Raw genomic sequence first — 21,415 nt, forward strand, 5'->3', positions numbered from 1 at the left:
ATTATGAAACCATATATAAAAAGTACCATAATAATATCGCTGTTTCCATTTTTATTGTTGGGAGCATGCAAAGAGTTTATCGATGTCCCCCTTCCCGAAAATCAGATACAGGCCATGGAAGTATTTGAAAATGAATTGACGGCCCTTTCTGCGGTATATGGAGTATATAATACCATAAGCCAGGGGAATTTACACCTGGCAAGGGGAGGAATGAGTGTTTATATAGGATTAACCTCAGACGAACTGGCGATTGCCAGCCCAAACACCACTGCCGAACCTTTTTATGAAAACAACCTGGACGCAGAGAATACCACGGTTAGAAATAACTTCTGGAATTCATCATACCGGATCATTTATCATATCAATGCAGTCATAGAAGGCTTGGAGAACTCGAAGGAACTAACGACAGAATTCAAAAATCCATTAATTGCAGAGATGAAAGTAATACGGGCGTTTTATTACTTTTATTTGGCTAATATATTTGGACCGGCTCCTTTAGTTATTCAAACGAATTACGAGGCAAACGCCTTACAACCTAACACATCTTCGGTAGGAGAAATATATGACCTGATTGTTTCAGATCTCCTTACATCTAAGGATATGCTACCAAAGGATAGAGGCGAGGCAGAAAAGATGAGGCCTGATCGATATGTGGTATCCTCACTTTTAGCCCGGGCATATTTGTATACTGAAAAATGGACAGAGGCAGCGACAGAAGCTACAGAAGTGATCGAATCCGGGAAGTTTTTACTGGAACCAGATCTGGATGATGTTTTTATAGTGGAGAGTAGAGAAGCAATTTGGCAAATTCCTTCCTCCGATGATTTTGGACAAAATATCCCTGAAGGAGGGGCTTTTGTTCCTTCTTCACCGACTATGGTTCCCCGGTACGTGATTACGGAGACATTGCTCAATGGTTTTGCCCCTGGTGATTTGAGAAGAGACAGCTGGCTATCATTCAATACTGTTGATGGAACAGATTTTTATTTTCCCTATAAATATAAGGTTCAATCATCATCCTCGCCGATTTCGGAAAGAAATACCCTTTTACGATTAGCAGAAATTTATCTCATCCGGTCAGAAGCGCTGCTTAGACTGGATCAAATAGCTCTATCCAGGGAAGATTTGAATGCTATCCGGGAGCGTGCGGATCTTATACCTGCTACGACTACTGACCGTGAAGAACTCGCCGACCTGATTGAAAGGGAAAAGCAGTTGGAGTTTTTTGCGGAATGGGGACACAGGTGGTTTGATTTAAAGAGACTGGGGAAGGCCGGTGAGGTATTGGGTCCTTTAAAACCGAATTGGGAACCGTATAAAACCTTGTTCCCCATTCCGCAGGATGAATTAGAGCAGAATCCTAACCTTATCCAAAACACTGGCTATTAAAAGGAAATAAAAATGAAGAAAATACTAATTACCCTAGCAATACTATTTTGTTGGGTTCAGACAAATATAGGCCAACAACTTCGTGTCGGAGATAAAGTACCCGACTTTACTATTGAAAATGTAATCAATTATGATGCACCTTCATTTAAAATATCTGACTTTGAGGGAAAACTAGTCATATTGGATTTTTGGAATCATGGATGTAAAGCCTGCATCCGGGCGTTTCCCAAAATAGATTCATTGCAAAAGGAATTCTCTGACCAGTTACAGTTTATTATGGTAAACAATGAGGATAAAGAGAAATCTGAAAAATGGATTGCTAAAAGAAGTAATTTCAGAATACCTGATGTTCCCATGGTAACTGGGGGAGGTAAATTATCAAAGGCCTTTCCTCAGAATTTTTATCCCTGGCATGTATGGATCGATGAAAACCGGATTGTCCGCTTCATTACGGGGGGCTCAAATGCAAGCAGGAAAAACATCCAAAAGTTTTTAGAGGGGGAAGAACTCGATTTTAGTCAACTCTCGTACATATCAAAATCCGACTCCCTATATACAACGACCCGGGAAGATTATGAAAATACGGTAAAATCAGCAGAGTACTACTCTTACCTGGCAAAGTACGATTTTATTAAAGGCCCTAAAAATAACTGGACCAGGAACAGGCAAAATGGAAAAATCAGAATATCAAGGGAATCCGGCTCCATAGCAAGTTTTTTTAGGGATGCTTTCTTTACGCCACAGGAAATTGACAGGTTCCCTAAGAATGCCTATGTGTTAAACGTTGAAGATGAATTTAAGTACCGGCCTCCAGAGGATAAGAGTTTACTGGATCAATGGATCAGTAAGAATATGTATTCTTACGACCTCGCCATCCCCGAATCCAGGGCGGAGGATTTGAATAGCTTTATGCAACAGGATTTAATGCGGTACTTCAATGTAGAAGCCAGCAGAGAAAAACGACTAATAGACTGTTATGTATTGGTCAACACCGGGGATATTCAGAAGTTGCGAAGCAGTGAGGAAATGCCATCGGTGGACAGCCTGTTTATCCAAGGCACTTCCGATAAAAAATTACCATCGGATTACCGCTACATGCAAAATATGCCCTTTGAACGTTTTGCCGATAGGATTGCATATTGGGTAAGAAGTACATCCGGCATAGCGGTAGTAAATGAAGTAGAATTTAACGGGAATATTACTATAAAATTCAGCGCAGAACTAATAGATAGTATACTGCCAAAGGTGAAGAATTCACTTGACTTGGAGAAATTACGAAAAGAACTCAGGTCGTATGGACTGGATATCGTCAAGGAAGAGCGAATGATAGATTGCCTGGTAATTTCTGAAATATAGATATTTAATATATGTAAAAAGATAGGGAGTTAACCTTTTGTAACTCCCTATTCACCTATGATAATTTTACTCTTCACTCAGGAAATCCTGATGTGTATCAATAGGAGGAGCATTGGGAGTTTGGGGTTCAGTATATCCCCTGGCACAATCAGGCTCAGTGATTGTTGGACACCCCGTTTCGCTCATAGCGAAATTCTTAGACACAGCACTTGTGCCTATTTGGTTTCCCAGGGTAGTACCATTCCACTCGTACCAATAAAGATCCTGTTGCACTTCAACTGCTTTTTCATTATGAGGAACAGTTAAAGCCACAGTAAGCCCCAAACCCATAACTAAGATCAGGGCTGTTAAAACAAATTTCAATCGTTTCATAATCCTAAAATTTAAAAAATTACGCCTACTCTATTCACAGGTTTTCAGCATCTCCTGATCGTCGCGCAACAATATTTTTAAATGACCTTTTTAAAAACTTTAGAGCTAATTTCGTAAGAAAAATAATACCGGGAGGGAGCCAGTTTGCACTTTTTCCGGTAGGCCAGCAGAGATTGCCTGTAAAGACTGGTGGTTTCAAAATCAGATTTTTAGGTTTTTCTTAAAACCATGATAAAACGGCATGGTGAAAATTTATAAAATCCTGATTTTCAAGTGTGATTAAAAATCACAGTAGGCCAGTTATCACTTTTTCTGGTAGGCCAGAAAATCGTTTGGATCAGGGAAAGTGCATATTCTACTACATTTGCAGTTTCATAAAACAGAAAACTCAAGCTCCGGCAACTCTTCCTCACACATCTTAGTTTAAACCATTCGCCAGGATGCTTGAAAAACATCCGTAGTATGGTACCCAAACTTTTCCATCAGCTCAGATTACATGACCACGAAAAATATTCCCTGCAGATTGAGGAATTTATAAAGCGTCAGATACAAAAGGGAATATTAAAGGAAGATTTTCCTATGCCCTCGGGCAGGGAGTTGGCTATATTTCTATCGGTTCACCGAAAGACCGTTATGAAAGCCTATGAACGGCTTACGGCACAAGGCTACCTCTATGTAGTAGAAAGAGTGGGCTTCTATGTAGGCAGCAAAAGCAGCGGCCCGGGCCACTTTGAGAAGCCCAGCAAGGCTGTGAGCTTAAGCGAGGACTTCCCGGATATTTCTCTTAGTCCGGTAAGAGACCTTGCGCAGTCCTACCGCAGGTATTTTTGGACAGGCCGCAAACACGATAAACATCTAATCCAGTCGCAGGGATATCCCCCATTTGAAAGTACCCTTCATCAATTCCTGGTACAAGAAAGGGGTATCAGCTGTACAAGGGAGGAATTCTACTTCTCCCATGGTCACTATACACTTTTGTTTTTGATAATCTATTCCCTCTTTCCCAATGGTGGCACCATAGTGCTGGAAGAGCCGGGAGATCCGAGAGCATTGGAAATTTTAAGACAAGCCGGAATGAATTGCCTTTTTGTTAAAGTAGATGGGAAAGGCATGAAAACCGAACATCTGGAACAGCTATGCTCCCAAAGGAGGGTTGATGCGGTACTGATAAACTCCCGCTGCCAGTACCCCACTACCACGTTTCTTTCACATGACCGGAGAAAGACCCTAACATCACTATCCTATATAGAAGGTTTTTATATCCTCGAATGCGATTACGACCATGAGTTTATCTATAGCAGGGAAGTTCCTATTCCATTAAGGGCAGAATATCCTTCCGGGAAGTTAATTTATATGACCTCACTAAGTAAAATGATGCCCTCCCTGTACCTGATGGATATTTTGGTTGCTCCAAAGCCGGTAATCTCAAAGGTCCGCAGTATTCTACAAAATCAAAGGAATGTGATATTGGAGCAATCGGTCAATGAACTGGTAAAAACCGGAGTCATTCGGTTGTATGCCGAGAAGCTCAAAAGAAGATACCGGAAAAGGAGAGATGAGCTGCATGGTGTTTTATCAGCCAAAGAGGGCATGTACTATCACTTGCCCGAATCAGGCCTGGCTTTTTGGTTGGAGTTCTCCCGTTTCCTGGACCTGGAAAAGCTTATGGGGAGTATCAGCACCAAGGGCTTTTTTCTTCAGAACCCTTCTGTGTTTTACGCAAGTGGATACCCTGGCAATACCCTTCGGCTTGGCTTTGGCAAAATGAACAGGGAGCACTTAAAAGAATTTCTGGAATTAATGTGAATTTACATGGCTTAGCCATATGACTTAAGGTGAAGCTTTATTTCACAAATAACATATAGCCCTTATGTTTGCTAAACATTTTGTTTAGTGTCCAGCCAAAGGTGCTAAATGTTCATATAACCAAATCGTCTAGTAACAAAGGGAGATCGGTCGATTTTGAAAGAAAAATCAGAATAAAATTTTGCAAATACAAAGTATTGTTTTACTTTAGCCTGTAAGTTAGTAAGAATATTTTTATAAAGCTCCCCACTAAGATCGGATGAAAGAAATGATTTAGTAAGGAAAATAGGGGGAAGTAATTCTGCTGACTTTAAAGTTTCTTCGCTCAACACATCAAGAAAGGAAAAATTTTGGATAATAGTTAAGGACCATTCCGGGTTATGGTATGGAAACTTAATTAATAGGAGTAAATGGATTTTTGCAAAAATCGCAACTGATAATTTTTTGTTGCGAAAATTAGTTTTTTAGAAAAAAGGAGTTGCTGTAAAATTGAAATATAAAACAGAAACCTATGAAAACAAAACAATATATTATCATCGGTATCCTGATATTTAGTTTAATAGCCTGCAAAAAAGATGACTCAAAAATTCTTAATACTTCAGTATCAGGCAAGATAATTACTTTAGGAACAAATAACTATCCTGGAAACGATTTCAAATCAAAACTCTTACTTCAAAGGTACGAAAGCTCGGGTATATTAGTTGGAGGGTTTAAGACTATAGATACTATATCTACAGACAAAAATGGCCAATTTTCGTTTGAGTTTAAAGCAAAAAATGACTACTCCCAACACAGAATTGAATTATTCTCCGAATATGATTTCCATTTTACACCTGAACCATTGCTAATTAATACAGGAAAAAAGAATAATTTAATAATTAAATACGTCCCATATGCATGGATCAAATTACATGTAGTGAATCAAAACCCGTCTCTCGGAGATGAGCTCTATATTAATTGGGGGGGAGGAGATATTTCTAGACTGTACGGACCTTTCAATGATACCATTCTAAAACTCAGAGGGGGAAATCTATTTACAAGTCCCTCAATTAGCTTTTATAGAAATGAAAACAAAAGAGATATAAGGGATTCGTTTTATCTGCCTGGTTTTGATACGACTTATCATTCAATTAATACAAATATTTAACTTAATAATATTTTTAAATTAAATTTTTTCAATATGAAATGGATAAATCTAATATATGTATTATCCTTTATTTGGATTGGAATTTCATGTAAAAAGGAAAAGGAACCAAACTGCAAGTGGGCAAATGGAAATAGGACATATACTGAGGTGTCTGGTAAAATCGTGACTAGAGGGACTGATAGTTACCCTGGTAGTGGAGAAGCAACAAAACTTATATTACAGCGACAAATAAGTAGTGGTGTTATCCTTGGTGGTGGGGGATATGTTTCTGTAGATACAATGTACAGTGATAATAATGGACATTTCTCTGTTTCATTTGAAGCAGAAGATCCTTGTGATAGATATAGGATACTTGCCTCAAAAAAATACCCACTTCACATCAGTCCATACATAACATTTTTAGCAGGGAGAACCCATATTTTAAACCTTGAATATGCTCCCCTTGCCTGGGTAAAGTTGCATGTAATAAATCAATTTCCTGAGAATAGAGATCAATTATATATTTCATGGGGCGGGGGGGAAAGTAATAGTTTTTTTGGTCCATTTAATGATACTGTTATTAAAGAAAGGACTGGGAATATCCACTACACAATTCACTCATCCTTTTTTAGAAACAACATGAAGTATGACTTCAAAGATTCTGTTTACTTAAAGGCATTTGACACAACTTATTATCTTTTAAATATTCGAATTCAGTAATCAATTATTTTTTTAACCTTAAATCATACCTATGAAAATCATCTATGTACTTTTTAGTTTACTGCTGGGAACATCCCTTTTCGGACAAACCCAGTTTATGGAAGATTTAATTTCCAGGTACGACAATTTGGAGCCTTATGTGGATTCCGGAATTTTGATAGACAGAAATCCTCAATCACTTCTTGCAGGTCCCTCTAATTATAGCCCTTTGAAGTTTGATGGAAGTCCAGGCAGCTACGAAGCGAATAACAAGAAATTTGAAGATTTATATGAGCTATTCTATTATGCTTCATATAATTCCATTGGGCTATTTAATTTCCATCCTGACGAATATAAAGATAGACTGGAGCTCGCCATGTATGGAACTAAATTAAGTGATGTCTCTTTTGAGCAGTCTAACAATCTAAATCCCATTTCTGATTTTGTAATGGGTTCATTACTGATAAATTATGAAGAAATTACTTCAATGGCTTGGGACAGTAGTTATATTGCCTTCGACACAGTGTCAGAAAAGTATTTTTTAAATACAGAATTACATCTCTCAGATACCGTGTACACAGACTCTACGGATCTGGATCAATACATGGTGATGGACACAACTGCATATAGAAGTGTCCAAGAGACAATAGATCGTTCTTTTCAAAATCGTTTTTTATTTGTTTTAGGCGCCTTGAACGACTTGTCCTATGTGTCCACTACCCAAGTTACCTTCAGTTTTCCTCCGGAATTATTTATATCCAATCAAGCGTCTCTTTCAAATTTTAAGATTGACTTTGGAGACGGGAATGGCTATAGATCCTTACCCAGTCAAACTGTCACAATTACCTACCCGGACTTTGGTACATACACAGTGAAAATGATTCTCCATGACAACTGCATTCCTGTGGAATGTCTTTCAGCCAAAACCAAAATTACCTTGGTAGAACTTAAACAAGGGGAACCTGATGATACCTGGTTTCTGCCCCAGGATCTTTATCCCGAATGTCATGTATCCATAGAAGAAGGAATTGGAATAGGTAGGGCGGATATCTTTTACAGGGATGGAGCTGGATCTGAGGAATACTTAAGGAAACCATTAATACTGGTAGAAGGATTTGAATCAGCCAGAACGGAAAGCAGAGATAATGATAAGTGCGATGGAGGTGGATGTGGAGGAAATAATTGGCAAAGCTTTACTACAGGTGAGTTTAAATATGGAGATCTGCCACAATTGGCAAAGGCTCCAGTCATGATTGATTCCTTACTTGCCAATGGGTATGATGTAATTTACTTTGATATTAAGTCCAACCGAAGGCAGATCGAGAAAAACGGCAACCTTCTTATAAATCTCATTCAGAAGGTTAATCAAGAATTAAAACAAAATAGTTCACAGGAAGAGATTGTTGTTGTAGCAGCAAGCATGGGATCATTGATTGGGAGATATGCAATCCGCAAAATAGAAATGTTTAATTGCTGCCACAATGTAAGAACCTATTTATCTTTTGACGGCCCACATAGAGGAGCCAATATTCCACTAGGCTTGCAAGAATTCGTTTATGCCTTGGGAGATGATCTGAATGCTTTGGGAAAGGGAGATCCAGCTAAAGAAACCTATGATAGGGTATTGAACAGCGATGCGGCAAGACAAATGCTGGTCTATCACAGAGACCCTACAGCAGCAGCCGAAAGGCAAAATTTTAAGAACCTGTTAAGCTCAATGGGAATGCCCCAAAATTGCAGGAGAGTTGCTGTTATTAATGGTAGCGAAAGAGGATTGGGACAGTACGAAGGAGTTTATGATCCATTAGGCAACAATCACTTCCTACATGAAAACGAACCCATTTTAGAGCTTGTTATCAGTGCAGAAGCGCCTGTAGCTGTTCCGGATGTTGTAAAACCTGTATTATCAATAGCCTCGGTATTGGGAACACCTTCCTCAGGAGGAATATTTCCTTTATTATATGCTAAAGCATACACTATAGGGAATACCACAGGCACAACCTTAAACCAGGTTGAATTAGAACGTGGCCGAGATTTTAATGCGAATTTGCTTGCCTTTGGATTACAATTTACTCAATGGTTGATAGGAACCACCGCATTTATTCTTAATTTAATTGCCCATGGCGTAGCCTTCATAGCAGCACTTGCGGCTGCTTTAGGTGCTTGTATTGTTTGTCCTTTTATAGCATGGTCAAAAATAAAAACGAGTGCTATTATTGCTGGAACATGGACTGCGATTCTTGTAACTTTACTTCAAATTCATCAAGACCAAAATCCTAATTCTGATTATACCGTCTTTTCTGATCATCATACCCTTCCATATGATAATGCTCCGGGCAGTAACACTTCAACACCTAAAGATATTGCTGAATTAAGCGACGGGCTTGCCAATGCCTACTTTCCACACCATTCATTCATGGCAAGTGTATCAGCGTTGGATATTGATACCAATGAGTTATTTATTAATATCTCTGACCTTAGTCCTCTTGCAACGGGATTAACAACTTTTGACTCATATTATGCGCCTATTGATACTCTGAATCCCGAGGTATCTCCAAATGAAATGCATGTGGAAATTACAGATGCAAATATTGCGTGGACCCTTAGTGAGTTAAAGTCAAGTCAATATGGTCTGAATGATCCTGGAAATCCCAAATTCAAACAATTAAGCGAGTATTACAATTTCGCACGACCAAATGATTTGAAGCTTCCTTTTGAAAAGTTTATCAAAAATGTTCATATTGTCTCAAATGGCAGCTTAAATGTCAACAACTATGGAGACATTAGTTATCAAGGTAGTAATGTATTGCCGTCACAATACTCACATTTTGTTTTAAAAACAGATGAAGCCTTCTGTGACTCAATTGTTGTTAGAATAAAAAATGGAGGGGAGTTCAATATAGGTGACAATAACTATAGTACTTCGGGCGCGTCAAATTCAGCGGAAATGTATTTCAGATCAGGGAGTAAGTTAATTGTGGAGAATGGGGGAACGCTTCGTATCCATGACAATTCTATTTTAGTAATAGAAAATGGTGCGGATATAATTCTTCATCCTGGCGCAAACATAATACTTGACCGAAGTAATTCAATTTTGGAAATACAAGGGAAACTTATTTTGAAACAAAATACCGTTTTCTCACCATCCGGTAATGGTTTTGTGCGGTTTAACCAAGGTATGACAATGGGCACAGCCAATCAGTTTATAGTGTGTGAAGGAAATAATGAAATGCACTTTACCGGTAATGGAAAAAATAATAAAAGGCTTGAAATTGCTTCCAATACATTTTTCACCTCTGCACTGGACTATGTCAAGATTGAAAATGTAAAAGTAGAATTGAATCCAAGTAAATTTCTTGGAGTTCATGCTCCCTTTAAAACCTGGTATTCCAAATATACAAGGGTGGGGAATAATAGCTATCACAATGGCCTTCGGATTTATGGCCAAAGTTTGATGGATATACGTTATTGTGATTTTGAATATGGAGAGAATGGTTTATCTGCCATACTTTCAACATACGGCAATCCCCTGAACATTTGGTGGTGCACTTTTAGTAATTGTAGTTATGGACTTAAGACACAAGGGAAAAGGACAGAAATTCGCCATAGTTCATTCCTAAATAATAGTACTGGCTGGTTAGCTCTTGATAAAGATGGTATGTGTATCTCGTTCAAGAATAATTTTGAATACAACACTAATGGTATAGATTTTATAGGGCAGGAAGGCTCTGGATTAAAGCTATCGCACTCTACCTTTGATAATAATTCAAATGACGGTGCAAGAGCAAGTGGTACTAATCTTTGGTCATTCTGTTGCAGCTATACAGATAACGGAACGGGATTATATCTTAACAATTCCTTTGGTTGGTTAAATAATCATTCGCAAAATAACTTTGACAATACCCTTGATATATTTTTAGCAGGTGCCGAAGGTCTTAACGTTAATTACGGCTACAATACTTTTGAAGGAACCTCTTACATAGAAGGTGATTTTTCCTCAAATGCCGCTTCTTCACTGTATTATGACGCACAGAATGACAAGTATTACCTTGAAGTAAAAAATAATCTGATGCCGGCTGGAGGCACCATAGTGCCGGTAGATATTACAATAGATGGGAATCCTGTTGGACTCAGAGATTGGGGAACACCGGCTGCATATCCAACTGCTTGTGAGAATATGGAAATTGAGACACCCTCAACAATTCCGGATGAACTGGAAACAGAGATTATCATACCGGATGAAGGAGGAAACCGTATTCTTAACGAGGCATTGATCTATGCAGTCGGATTCATCGAATCCCAGGATATAGAGAATGCTGATGACAACCTGACGGCTATGCAGATACTGAGAACCACCATGAACCATGTGAAGGAAGTGGCTCGATACGGTTCTTCCGAGCCCAACAACATTCAATTACCACTGCTAACTACCCAGGAACAGCGTGTTATGGATTTGGCGTTTGACTTTTATATGTTGGCGCTTTCCAATGCTTATAGATTTGAAGTACTAGAACCGAACAGGGCGGAATCCGAGCAGTCTGTTCCTATGGAAATTGATTATATCATTGATGAAGCGGAATTCCGGTTGGAATATCAGGCTCCCGATGCATCTGATCCTTACCTGATGGAATTCCATTATAACCTTGCCCAGTCCCATGCCTTCCGTATTGGTGAGTATTATGACTATGCGCTGAATAAGCTTATTGATGCGCAACAGTGGGCGGAAGGGAGAGAACTGGAAATTGCCGAGTACTGGCAGTGCGTTTATGAAGCAGAAGCCGATCTCATACTGGAGAATATTGATGCGGAACAGTTCCTCGACATGATAATGAACTGTCGTTTGACCGCTCCTGCTTATAAGAAGTCCCCGTCTCCGCATGGTTCCACAGGTGTTGATGTAGGAGATATTATCTATAGTGAAGGTGATGATAAGGATGAAATAACCTTAACGCTCCAACCTAATCCAACCCGAAGTTTATCGACATTGTCGGTACATGGAAGTCATCCTGAAATGACTATTCAGGTCTACTCTAATACAGGGGCTCTTGTTCATCGTGGCATGATCGAAGAGAATCAAAAAGAGTATCTCTTAAACCTGGATGTTAAACCGGGCGTTTATCATGTTCATATATCATACAGAGGTAAAAATGAAGTAATCAAATGGATCATAGCTAAGTAAAACAGGTAAGGTGGTTTTACTTGAACATTTGGTTCAACAGGAGAAGGTTGCTCAATTGAGCGACCTTCTTTTTATCTGTCCATCCATTCCTTAAACCGTTTGGCTCTTTTTTGGCTCACCACGATGGGCGTATCCGTGGCGGGTTTCATATACAGGAGCAATTTGCCGTGCTCACCCAGTTCAAAATGGCGGCACGAGGAAAAATTCACCAGAACCTGCCGGTTCACCCTGAAAAAGAGCCGTGGGTCCAACAGTTCCTCCAACTCTTCCAACGAATAGGAAATCAAATAACTCTCCCCGCTGAGGGTCGTTAAAAAGTTATGACGGTTGGACCTTTCTATGTAACTGATCTGTGCTACGGGCAAAGGAATGTTTTTAGTCCCTTTTTGTACCAGGATGGTTTGCTTTTTCCCATTCCCCGCCCGTTGAACGGATCGTAGTCTTAAAAAGAAATAATGGCAGACGTAATACAGGTTGAAAATAAAGATCATTGCCATGATCAGCGGCAGGGCATAGGCCACGTAATAAGTGTCTTCAATAATGTTCAACCCGTAAACCTTAAAATACAGGGCAGCAAGGGCAAAGTCGATAACCCCGGGCACCATCACCCCCAGGAAAAATTGCAGGCATAAACGGATAATAGGCCGTTGTTGCCAGTCGTAGTATTTGTCCAGGTAAACGGTGGTGCGGTAAATAAGCTCGATAATGAGCAAGGTGATCAAAAGGGAAGAGAAGAACTCCACGTAAAATGCGGGCATAAGAAAATGTTCCCAAAAGCCCTCCATGGTGCCATAGAGGCTGATAAACAGGGCACCCATCACCCCGATGATCAGCCGGAAATACAAATCATTATAGCCTACAGCACTATGGGCAGGCCTTGCCGCTGATAAAAAAGATTGCTTTTCTTCCATCCTCCTTTTACACCCTTCCGAGACACACATTAATGTAAGAATATAACTACAAATATAAAACATCGTAGGTTTTATCGTTAAATAGTTGATTTTAAATGCATTGTTAACCAAACTTTTGACATTATGAGTGAACTGAATCCGGAAGGAATGAACCAGGTGATGGGTGAGCTTTATGCCCTCAATGACGAACTGCTATTGGAAGAGGCCCAACAGGTGTGCAGCGATTTCAAAAGCTGGCTGACCAATAAGTTTACCGTCACCGACCAGCAGATGGAATACCTCGATGGTGTACCGGAAAAGGTCCTGTTTATGTGGGGTGCCCAGCTGGCGGCATTGCTGGTGGCGCGAACACAGATCGAGATTTTCGGTCCCCCGCAGACTTTCAGAACCAAGCAAACCGATATGGAAAGCCAGAGTAAGATACGGCATATTCCCGGCCAGCCGCCACAGGTGGAGATGTCCGCTTCCATTGAATTTATCCAGCCCTGAGCCAAGGTACCCGCAGGTGTTTTACCGCGGGTACTTTTCATTTCGCCCTTTTATTTCGGGCAGGGAACACGGTATTTCAGTACCGATTTTTAGTAACTGGAACATTCCCCCATCGCCCAATTCCCCGTTCTTTCTCCCGGAAAAGGTAGTTTTGCTCCACTTCAACGTATGTTTCACGGGCATGGCCCGGGATGAAGCAAACAACGGTGACCTACCGGAATATCCCGGCCATTCCAAAACCAACTATTTGTCATGAGACACCTTTGTCATGAACTCTACCAGGGGTTAAAATCCCAATTGCACGAGGTCCATCTGGCACAGCACCCGCCTTTGCGGGAAGCGCAGGAATGTTTTTCCTGTGTGCACACAGCCCTGGATCAATTAAAAGAGAAGTTTACAGGCTATGATTTTACCCCGCCCGAGGAAATTTACTTTTTCAAGCAGGTAAAACCGCAATTTGTATCGGAGCAGATCTATTACGGGGAGCTCTATTACATGCATTCCACCATTCCGATAGAACCCAAGGAGATCGCCCAGCACTTTAAAAGGCAGCTCGCCTTTATCCGCAGTTATTTTCAGCGCCACCACTTTTTGTACACCTACTTCAGGCTGGACCGCAATGACCTGGATGAATACCTCTTCCGGCGCAATGCCCCGAAGGTGCCTTTCCTTCCCGATAAACCCTTCATCCAGCGGGATGCCCCGTTTTCCACCCTGGGAAGCTATCGCTTCTCCCGATTTAAGGCCTATACCCGCCTGAAAGAACATCTCCACCAGCAAATCCGCACCTTAAAAAACCCGGAGTCCGCCACAGGAAAAGCCCGACTGAAGTGGACGGCTCCCAAGGTGGCCTTAATCGAGCTTACCTATGCCTTGAAAGCGGCGGGTGTATTCAACAACGGCCAGGCGACCATCCGGGATATTGCCACGGTCGTGGAAAAAGTCTTCCAGCAGGACATGTCGCAATACTACCGCACCTTCCAGGAAATCCGCATCCGCAAATCCGGGCGCACCCATTTTCTAAAGCGCCTTACCCATGCCCTGGAAAAGTGGATGGACAACACCGATCTGGACGGCAAAGGGGAAAAATTCGACTAAAAACACCCTTACCGGGACCCACCTTCGGGTCGCAGTGTGAACAATTGTGGCCCGTCTCCCACACTTTTGTCCCCGAACATTTTACCAAAATACTATGATCGAGCACATTTCGTGGGAACAGTTCCTCTTTGCCCTGGCCGCAATGGCTGCCCTGTATTACACCTATGTCGGCCTGCGCTATTACCGCCGTGAGCTGGCCGGGGGCTTTTCAAAGCGGACCGTAAAACCAAAGAAAAAAAGATCTACGGTCATCCAGCTAAGCGAAGAAGAGTTTGACCGGGCCTTTACCGAGCTCAGCAAGCTCACCCTGGACATCTCCGCCATAGTGCCCCGCTGCCGGTCCTCCGAGCAGCTGCTGGAAGAATTGCGCCAGCGGCTGGCACACTTTAAAGGACGCCATGTCCCGGCCTTTCAAAAGACCATCCTGAACCATACCCTACAGATGGCCCGCTCCAACGGGATATCGCTCTCTGAGGAAGCTCTCTCCCACACCATCGAAAACGCCTAAACCTCTTATCATGAAACACAAGTATCTCAAATTCCTGCCCACCCTGGCACTGCTGCTATTGGCCTTTTCCGTATTCGGACAGGACGGCAATGCCGGGATCAATGAAGCGACCAACAAGGTGCGCAGCTATTTCCAGAGCGGTACCAACCTGATGTATGCCATTGGTGCGATAGTCGGGTTGATCGGTGCGGTGAAAGTCTTTAACAAATGGAACAACGGGGAGCCGGATACCGGCAAGGTCGCCGCCGCATGGTTCGGCAGTTGTGTATTCCTGGTGGTGGTAGCCACGGTACTGCAAAGTTTCTTCGGAGTATAACCCTTTCTTGTATGAATGCATTGGAAAAACGCATAGCCGGAATCTTGCCCGAAATAGACATCGCCGGGCACACCTATACCATCGACATAAAGCTCCAGGAGCTCCGCAATAAAAAGGAACCGTGGAAAAATCTGAAGTTTGACCAGATGGTCATGAGTGAAAACGGGGAGAATTATTTGTTTTTCTTCCGTTCCCGAAGACAGGAGCTCTTCTACGCTTCACAGGAGATGATCCACGTCCCCAAAGATGTGGTCATGGTGGAGATCCCCCACGAGCTGCACCTGGACCCGGTGGGCATGGCCCGTAAATACGGGATGGCCGACGATTACTTCCAAAAGGGGTACCCCATGCAGGAAAAAAGGATAGCCAACATCACTCCCTTGGAGAAGACCGGTCTTCTGGAACACGTCGCCCAAAACCGGCGGCAGCAGAAAACCCAAAACGCCAAAGGACAGAAACTATGAATCCCTACACGATCAACAAAGGGATCAATGCGCCCCTGGTGTTTAAAGGGCTCAAAGCCCAGTATATCGCCTACCTCGCCGTGGGGCTGGTGGTACTGCTGGTCCTTTTTGCCGTGGCCTACATGCTGGGCCTCTCCAAATACCTTTGCCTGGGGGGCGCCCTTGTTTTGGGCGGGGCCCTCTTTTACGGGGTCTTTCACTATTCCGGTAAATACGGGCAGCACGGGCTGATGAAGGCCACCGCCTACCGGCAGGTGCCCCAAAGTGTCCGTTGCCGCAGCAGAAAACCTTTCCTAACCCTTAAAGACCATACATGATCTTTAGCGACCGCCATATCGACCTGAAGGACAACTTTCCCCTGTTTAAAGTGGAAAAGGATCGCATCATCTCCCGGCAGGGGGACATCACGGCGGGCTTTTCCATCACCCTCCCGGAAATCTTTACCCTTTCCGGTGAAGATTACCTGGCCCTGCACCACACCTGGGTAAAGGCCATCCGCATTTTGCCGGTAAACAGCATCTTTCATAAGCAGGACCGGTTTACCCGGGAAGGGCACCAGGCAACCTTTACTTTGGACCAGTCCTTTCTCTCGCAAAGCAGTGAGCGCTTTTTCCACGAACGTCCCTTTTTGGATCACCGCTGCCATATCTTCATTACCCAGCGCCCCCTGGACAAACCTATGGGCACCTCGGCAGTGTCCAACCTCTTGCGGTCTTCCCTGGTGCCGCCCGAAGCGGTATCGGAAAAGGCCCGCGAGGACTTTGAGGATACCTTAGGGCAGTTTCGCCAGATCCTTGAAGACGGCGGGATGTCCTTAATACCTCTTTCCGCTGAGGATATATGCGGCACCTCCCACCGTTCGGGGGTATTGGAAAACTACCTTTTCCTGAAAAACGCCGGAAAACCCCGACTGATGGACATCCGCTTTAAACCGGAGTGGCAGATCGGGGATAAATATGTCCAGCTGTATTCCCTGGCGGATGTGGAAGATTTGCCGGGAAGTGTCCTGCCCGACGGAAGACTGGAAAAATACGCCACCGACAAAACGGACTTTCGTTGTGGCTATGCCGTGCCCGTAGGAGCCATGCTTCCCTGTAACCATATCTATAACCAGTACCTCTTTATCGAGGACCACCAAAAAACCATAAAAAAACTGGAAGCCAAACGCCTTAGGCTGGAAAGCCTGGCGGCCTATTCACGGGAAAATGCCATCGCCAAAGATGCCACGGCTGCCTTTTTAAATGAAGCGATATCCGAGGGGCGCAAAGCGGTTAAAGCGCATTTTAACCTAATGTTGTGGACCGCTAAAAGGGAAGAGCTCGCCGAACTACGCAACAAAGCTTCGGCGGCCCTCTCCAAAATGGATGTGACCCCACGACAGGAAACCGTAGGCGCCCCGCAGCTGTTTTGGGCAGGCCTTCCCGGCAACCAGGGCGCTTTCCCCGTCAATGAGACCTTCGATACCTTCATCGGCCCGGCCAGCTGCTTTCTGAACCTGGAAACCAACTACCGTTCATCGGTAAGCCCCGTGGGCATACGGCTGGGGGACCGCATCACCGGAAACCCGGTCAATGTGGACATCTCCGACGAGCCCATGAAAAAGGGGTACATCACCAACCGCAACAAATTTATCCTCGGGCCTTCGGGCAGCGGAAAATCCTTCTTTACCAACCACATGGTGCGCCACTATTACGAGCAGGGCACCCATGTGGTGCTGGTGGATGTCGGCCATTCCTACCGGGGGCTGTGTGACCTGGTGGACGGATACTATTTTACCTATGAGGAAGATAGTCCCATCCGCTTTAACCCCTTTGTGACGCCCGACGGCAAAATGCCCGATACCGAGAAAAAGGAAAGCCTGAAAACCCTCCTTTTGGCCCTTTGGAAAAAGGATGACGAGCCTTTCAAACGCTCCGAATATGTAGCTCTTTCCAATGCGATCACGGGATATTACGGGTATCTGTCGCATTCCAGGGAAGTGACGCCGGGCTTTAATTCCTTTTATGAATACCTCGAACTGGAATTCCGGGATGTCTTAAAACGCGACGGGGTGAAAGACAGGGATTTTGACATCGAGAATTTCATGTATGTACTACGGCCCTACTATGAAGGCGGTGAGTTCGATTACCTTTTGAATGCCACAGAGAACCTGGACCTCTTAAACCAGCGCTTTATTGTCTTTGAGCTGGACAACATCAAGGACCATCCCATCCTGTTCCCGGTGGTGACCATCATTATCATGGAGATCTTCATCGCCAAGATGCGAAAGCTCAAAGGTGTTCGCAAGATGATCCTCGTGGAAGAGGCCTGGAAGGCCATCGCCAAGGAAGGGATGGCCGAGTACCTGAAATATTTGTTTAAGACCGTCCGGAAATTCTATGGGGAGGCCATCGTCGTCACCCAGGAGGTGGAGGACATTATTTCCTCACCGGTCGTCAAAGAGGCGATCATCAACAACTCGGACTGCAAGATCCTTTTGGATCAGTCCAAGTACCAGAACAAATTCGACCGCATCCAGGAGTTATTGGGCCTGACCGAAAAGGAAAAGGCCCTGGCATTGAGTATAAACAAGGCCAATGAACCGGGAAGGCTGTACAAGGAAGTCTTTATCTCCCTGGGCGGGCAGCTCTCCAAGGTGTACCGCACCGAGGTCAGTAAAGCCGAATACCTGGCCTATACCACCGAAGAGAAGGAAAAAATACAGATCGACCGGCTGACCCGAAAATACGGGGACCGTAAAAAAGCCATCGCGGCCCTGGCACAGGAAAGCAACTAGCATATGAAACTCAAAAAATACATCTCCATCCTGACCCTTTCCCTGACGTTACTGTTTTCGGTGGCGCCCCACCAACAGGCAGAGGCCATTCCTCTGGCGGTGATCATCAAAGTGATCAAAGCCGGGGTCAAAAAAGTCATCAAAGCCATCGACCTGAAAGTGCAGCGCCTGCAGAACAAAACGATATGGCTGCAAAATGTACAGAAGGTGTTGGAAAATACCCTTTCCAAACTCTCCCTGAAGGAGATCTCCGGCTGGAATGACAAACAACGGCAGCAATACGATGCGCTGTTCGAAGAGCTCTGGAAAGTAAAGAGTGCCCTGGATCAATACCGCCGTGTGAAAGACATTGCCGAAAAACAGGCCCAACTGGTGGAGGAATACCACAGGGTATGGCCGGTGCTCTCTGCCCATGAGGCCTTCAGCCCGGAAGAAAAGCAGGCCATGGCGGCAACCTATTCGGAAATACTTCAGCAAAGCCTGGAAAACCTCGATTACCTCCTGGATGTAATGACGGCCTTTACCGTGCAGATGAACGATGCCGAGCGCCTGCGTATCATCCACGATACCGACCAAAGGGTAACGGAAAACCTCAATGCCCTGCGTAGCTTTAACCGCGGCAACCTCTCCATAGCCGAAAACCGCTCCCGCACGCAGGTCCAACCCCTAAAAAAGCTCTATGAAAAGTAAACACTACATCCTCGCCTTAGGCCTTCTGATCCTTGCTGTGCCGTCGTATGGCCAGAACTGGAAAGAGTGGTTCAAACAAAAAAAGACACAAAAGGAATACCTGATACAGCAGGTCATTGCCCTTCAGTCCTATATGGAAGTAGCTAAAGAAGGCTACCAAATTGTGAAAACCGGATGGCAGACGGTTGAAGATATTACTGATGGGGAGTTTTCCCTGCACCGGGATTTCTTCGCCCGCCTCGACGGGATCAGCCCTGTCGTATCCCGCTACCATGGATTGTCACAAGTGCTGGAATACCAGCAATACATCCTCTATGAAGTGGAAAGGGGAAGGACACTCTTTCGGGGGATATCCCTTAAGCCCGGTCAAAGGCAGGCACTGGAAACCTATTACCGGGAGGTATTGAGGCAGTCCCTTAAAATACTGACGCAAACAGAAAATACCGTAAAGCCTTTTTTCTACCGGATGGAAGACGCCGAAAGGCTTCGAATTATAAACCAAATGCATAAGGATATCCGCCGGCTGTACCTGCAGGTGAAGCGCCATACTTTAAAGCTCGCCTTCCTGTCCCGGCAGGATGACGATAGCCAACGATCGTCAAGCACCATAAAATCCCTCTACCATGAAACACCTTAAACACTGGACGTTAGCCCTTGCGCTGGCCCTGGCCTTGCTTATCCCCCGGGCCTCCCGGGCACAGGCACAGGAAGCCGTCCAACTGGCCCTGAACTTTGAAAAGCTCCTGCAGCTGAAAAGCATCCTCAACGACATGTATGAGGGATACCGAATTCTCTCCACCGGGTACAACGCCGTCAAAGGCATTGCCGAGGGAAACTATAAGCTCCATGAAGCTTTTTTGGATGGGCTGTGGCTCGCCAGCCCCGGAGTGCGGAAATACTATCGCATTGCCGATATTATCCGCTACCAGCAGCATATCCTTCAGGAATACCAAAGCACCTACAGATCCATTGCGGCAGGCGGGGAATTTTCTGCCGATGAGCTGCTGTACCTCTCCGGGGTATATCAGCGACTCTTTAAGCAAAGCCTGCAAAACCTCGATGAACTGGCCATGATCATTAGTTCCGGAAAGCTCAGGATGTCGGACTACGAGCGCATCGAAGCCATTGACAGGGTATATGACAATATGAAGGAGGTATTGGGGATCGTCCGCGACATCAATACCCGGGTAGAGACCCTGGAAAAGCAACGCCGCCAATGGGAACAACAGGCCCAACGATTTAAAGAGATGGTATCGCCATGAAAAAAACCGTTCTTTTGATTTTCGTATTAGGGGCACTCCCGGCCATTTCCCAGGCGCAGGATATTGAAAGCATGCGCCGGGTGCTCGACAGGATGTATGATGAGATGGTGCCCCTGGCCTCACGCCTTATCACCATGGCCCGTGCCCTGGCGGGATTTGCCGCCATGTGGTACATCGCCTCCCGCATCTGGGGGCACATCGCCCGGGCAGAGCCCATCGATGTTTACCCATTATTGCGCCCCTTTGCCATCGGACTGGCCATTATGCTTTTCCCCATGGTGCTCGCCCTGGTCAACGGGCTGATGGACCCCGTCGTGGAGGCTACCGCAGAGATGACAGGAAGTACCTATGAGGCCATTGAACGCCACATCGACCAGACCAATGCCCATGATATGAACATCCGCCCGCCGGGAAGCCACACCCAGGACGAGTACACCTACCCGGAAGACAGTGAAGATGTCAGTGCCATGGAACGGCTGGCCACTTCCATCTTTACCCTCAACCTCGGAAATATCGTCCATCAGGTGGTTGCCTGGCTTTTGCAGATCCTCTTCTATGCCGCCGCCCTCTGTATCAATACGCTCAGGACATTCCAGCTTATTGTCCTGTCCATTTTGGGGCCCATTGTCTTTGGACTGTCGGTATTCGATGGCTTTCACCACACCTTAAAAGCGTGGTTCGCCCGCTATATCAACGTGAGCCTCTGGCTGCCCGTCGCCAATATCTTTGGGGCCATCATCGCCCGTATACAGCTCAACATGATGCAGATGGACGCCGATTTTATGTCTTCCATCGGCTACCTGGTCTTTATGGTCATTGCCATTATTGGCTACTTTACCGTGCCCAATGTCGCTTCCTTTATCGTGCAGCCCGGAGGAAGGGATGCCCTGCTCGGAAAGTCCAGCTCTATAGCGAAGCAGGGAGCACAGGCCTCTGCCAAAGTAGCTGCCACCATCGCCAAATCCACCCTTTAG

At 44.5% G+C, this 21,415-nt stretch carries 19 protein-coding genes; 17 read left to right on the plus strand and 2 right to left on the minus strand.

Annotated elements, in window-relative coordinates; all coding sequences use genetic code 11:
- Positions 1–3: 3 nt before the first annotated feature.
- A complete protein-coding gene (locus tag KZP23_RS04700) occupies positions 4–1,389 on the plus strand; it encodes a RagB/SusD family nutrient uptake outer membrane protein (protein WP_226334952.1) in 1,386 nt (461 codons plus the stop codon).
- 12 nt (positions 1,390–1,401) lie between these two features.
- Positions 1,402–2,745 carry a TlpA family protein disulfide reductase gene (locus KZP23_RS04705; protein ID WP_226334953.1) on the plus strand — a complete coding sequence of 448 codons (1,344 nt, stop codon included), beginning with the start codon at positions 1,402–1,404 and terminating at the stop codon, positions 2,743–2,745.
- Between the two features lie 66 nt (positions 2,746–2,811).
- On the opposite strand, the gene KZP23_RS04710 is transcribed toward KZP23_RS04705, so the two are convergent.
- A complete protein-coding gene (locus KZP23_RS04710; protein ID WP_226334954.1) occupies positions 2,812–3,117 on the minus strand; it encodes a hypothetical protein in 306 nt (101 codons plus the stop codon).
- Between the two features lie 462 nt (positions 3,118–3,579).
- Here KZP23_RS04710 and KZP23_RS04715 point away from each other — a divergent pair, with 462 nt between their 5' ends.
- From KZP23_RS04715 to KZP23_RS04730, 4 genes are all read left to right on the plus strand, one after another.
- The gene (locus KZP23_RS04715; protein WP_226334955.1) at positions 3,580–4,923 is read left to right on the plus strand and encodes an aminotransferase-like domain-containing protein; all 1,344 of its coding nucleotides are present in this window, start codon (positions 3,580–3,582) and stop codon (positions 4,921–4,923) included.
- Positions 4,924–5,434: 511 nt separating this feature from the next.
- Positions 5,435–6,070, plus strand: coding sequence for a hypothetical protein (locus tag KZP23_RS04720; protein ID WP_226334956.1), 636 nt, complete (start codon positions 5,435–5,437; stop codon positions 6,068–6,070).
- A gap of 33 nt (positions 6,071–6,103) precedes the next feature.
- Complete coding sequence (locus tag KZP23_RS04725; protein WP_226334957.1) at positions 6,104–6,769, plus strand: hypothetical protein; 666 nt, start codon at positions 6,104–6,106, stop codon at positions 6,767–6,769.
- A gap of 31 nt (positions 6,770–6,800) precedes the next feature.
- Positions 6,801–11,927, plus strand: a complete 5,127-nt coding sequence (locus KZP23_RS04730; protein WP_226334958.1) for a T9SS type A sorting domain-containing protein — start codon at positions 6,801–6,803, stop codon at positions 11,925–11,927.
- A 71-nt stretch (positions 11,928–11,998) separates the two neighbouring features.
- Here KZP23_RS04730 and KZP23_RS04735 read toward each other — a convergent pair whose 3' ends face one another.
- Positions 11,999–12,838: a LytR/AlgR family response regulator transcription factor gene (locus KZP23_RS04735; RefSeq protein ID WP_226334959.1), complete on the minus strand. Its 840-nt coding sequence runs from the start codon at positions 12,836–12,838 to the stop codon at positions 11,999–12,001.
- Positions 12,839–12,961: 123 nt separating this feature from the next.
- Between KZP23_RS04735 and KZP23_RS04740 the strand changes: the two genes are divergently transcribed.
- From KZP23_RS04740 to traJ, 11 genes are all read left to right on the plus strand, one after another.
- Positions 12,962–13,327 carry a hypothetical protein gene (locus KZP23_RS04740; protein ID WP_226334960.1) on the plus strand — a complete coding sequence of 122 codons (366 nt, stop codon included), beginning with the start codon at positions 12,962–12,964 and terminating at the stop codon, positions 13,325–13,327.
- Between the two features lie 252 nt (positions 13,328–13,579).
- Positions 13,580–14,425: an RteC domain-containing protein gene (locus tag KZP23_RS04745; protein ID WP_226334961.1), complete on the plus strand. Its 846-nt coding sequence runs from the start codon at positions 13,580–13,582 to the stop codon at positions 14,423–14,425.
- Between the two features lie 94 nt (positions 14,426–14,519).
- Positions 14,520–14,933 (plus strand): hypothetical protein, encoded by a 414-nt coding sequence (locus tag KZP23_RS04750; RefSeq protein ID WP_015265199.1) that lies wholly within the window; start codon positions 14,520–14,522, stop codon positions 14,931–14,933.
- 10 nt (positions 14,934–14,943) lie between these two features.
- Positions 14,944–15,249 carry a DUF4134 domain-containing protein gene (locus KZP23_RS04755; protein ID WP_015265198.1) on the plus strand — a complete coding sequence of 102 codons (306 nt, stop codon included), beginning with the start codon at positions 14,944–14,946 and terminating at the stop codon, positions 15,247–15,249.
- An 11-nt stretch (positions 15,250–15,260) separates the two neighbouring features.
- Positions 15,261–15,713, plus strand: a complete 453-nt coding sequence (locus tag KZP23_RS04760) for a hypothetical protein (protein ID WP_226334962.1) — start codon at positions 15,261–15,263, stop codon at positions 15,711–15,713.
- Positions 15,710–16,030 (plus strand): DUF4133 domain-containing protein, encoded by a 321-nt coding sequence (locus KZP23_RS04765; RefSeq protein WP_226334963.1) that lies wholly within the window; start codon positions 15,710–15,712, stop codon positions 16,028–16,030. The genes KZP23_RS04760 and KZP23_RS04765 overlap by 4 nt, the downstream gene beginning before the upstream one ends.
- Complete coding sequence (locus KZP23_RS04770) at positions 16,027–18,489, plus strand: TraG family conjugative transposon ATPase (protein ID WP_226334964.1); 2,463 nt, start codon at positions 16,027–16,029, stop codon at positions 18,487–18,489. Before KZP23_RS04765 ends, KZP23_RS04770 begins: the two co-directional genes overlap by 4 nt.
- Positions 18,490–18,492: 3 nt before the next feature.
- A complete protein-coding gene (locus KZP23_RS04775; protein WP_226334965.1) occupies positions 18,493–19,179 on the plus strand; it encodes a conjugal transfer protein TraI in 687 nt (228 codons plus the stop codon).
- Positions 19,169–19,816 carry a hypothetical protein gene (locus KZP23_RS04780; protein ID WP_226334966.1) on the plus strand — a complete coding sequence of 216 codons (648 nt, stop codon included), beginning with the start codon at positions 19,169–19,171 and terminating at the stop codon, positions 19,814–19,816. The genes KZP23_RS04775 and KZP23_RS04780 overlap by 11 nt, the downstream gene beginning before the upstream one ends.
- Complete coding sequence (locus KZP23_RS04785) at positions 19,803–20,441, plus strand: TerB family tellurite resistance protein (RefSeq protein ID WP_226334967.1); 639 nt, start codon at positions 19,803–19,805, stop codon at positions 20,439–20,441. The genes KZP23_RS04780 and KZP23_RS04785 overlap by 14 nt, the downstream gene beginning before the upstream one ends.
- Complete coding sequence (gene traJ, locus KZP23_RS04790) at positions 20,438–21,415, plus strand: conjugative transposon protein TraJ (RefSeq protein WP_226334968.1); 978 nt, start codon at positions 20,438–20,440, stop codon at positions 21,413–21,415. Before KZP23_RS04785 ends, traJ begins: the two co-directional genes overlap by 4 nt.

The sequence above is a fragment of the Echinicola marina genome, from assembly GCF_020463795.1.
Taxonomy (GTDB): domain Bacteria; phylum Bacteroidota; class Bacteroidia; order Cytophagales; family Cyclobacteriaceae; genus Echinicola; species Echinicola marina.